General features: G+C 46.5%; 1 pseudogene. It reads right to left on the bottom strand.

Annotated features, from left to right (window positions below):
- Positions 1–994, bottom strand: a pseudogene (locus tag DZ54_RS23025) (IS4 family transposase); the annotation flags it as partial.
- Between the last annotated feature and the right edge of the window lie 43 nt (positions 995–1037).

The raw sequence follows: 1037 nt of genomic DNA, 5'->3' as shown, positions 1-1037 counted from the left end.
CATGAGTTGCAGCATTAAAGCTATCAGCAAAATGGATATCGAACCTTTTGGGGCAACGGGTGCGGCTTTGACGTAGGCCTAATCCGTAAACGGGACTCTTTAAGTCTCGGAAGGTTTCCTCTATTTGCATGCGCTTTGCGTAAAGCCTTACCAACTGCTTGGGAGTACGAGCCGCTGTCGGTAAGTTAGTGGCCAATACCCATGGCTCCTTTGCTGCGTCAGCGTATACCTTGGGCGATGGATGATGACAGTTTGTTCGGGTAGAACGCTGATTCTTACGGCCTTTAGGCAAGGCTTTATACAGCACTATTTGGCAGTTGATGGCATTACTTTTGGTCAGTTTTTGATAACCAAGACTTTGGGCTCTGCTAGAGGCTTTGCTATGTAAGTGACTGACTGGCTGCCAATTTTCGGCACCTAGTTCAGCAAATTGTACTTTACCCCTTACTCGACTCAGCCAGTACCATCCGTGCTCCTCAACAGATTTGTACCATGGCACTTTAAATCCCGCATCACTGATAATAAGTGGGGTTACAGAGGAAGGTAAAATGCTTGCTAGGTCAGATAAAAACTGGTCATGAGCAGACTTAGAGCACTGCTTTGAAAGTGGAAAGGCCTTTTCATATAAAGTGACCGAACGCCCTTGTAACGCCACTGATGCTCGGAGCACCATAAGTCGCTTGTGTTCACGGATATCAGACCAATCGACGAGCACCACGGGCATGGGGTTGCCTGCACAGATAAAACGCGCATGCCAACGGTAAACGGCGAGTCTCTCCTGATGTAGGTGATGGTTACCTAACAGGCGATCCATCCGCTTTATGTTGTGTTTAGTTCTAGCTTGGCAAGGTAAGTTGCGACCAAGTTCGGTAAGCGTAAGCGTGTTGCTCTCAAGCAATGCTCGGCAAGCTAACATCAAGCTATTAAGTCGCTTTAAATGCAGTTCAGGACAGAATTGGTAGAGAGAGTCATGTAAGATATTGAGTTCGCACATCTTGTTGTCTGATTATTGATTWTTGGTGAAACCATTTGATCAT

It is taken from the genome of Salinivibrio socompensis S35 (assembly GCF_000513715.1).
In the GTDB taxonomy this organism is placed as follows: domain Bacteria; phylum Pseudomonadota; class Gammaproteobacteria; order Enterobacterales; family Vibrionaceae; genus Salinivibrio; species Salinivibrio socompensis.
Note: the sequence above shows the minus strand (reverse complement) of the source record. Positions and strands in the feature narration are given on the sequence as shown.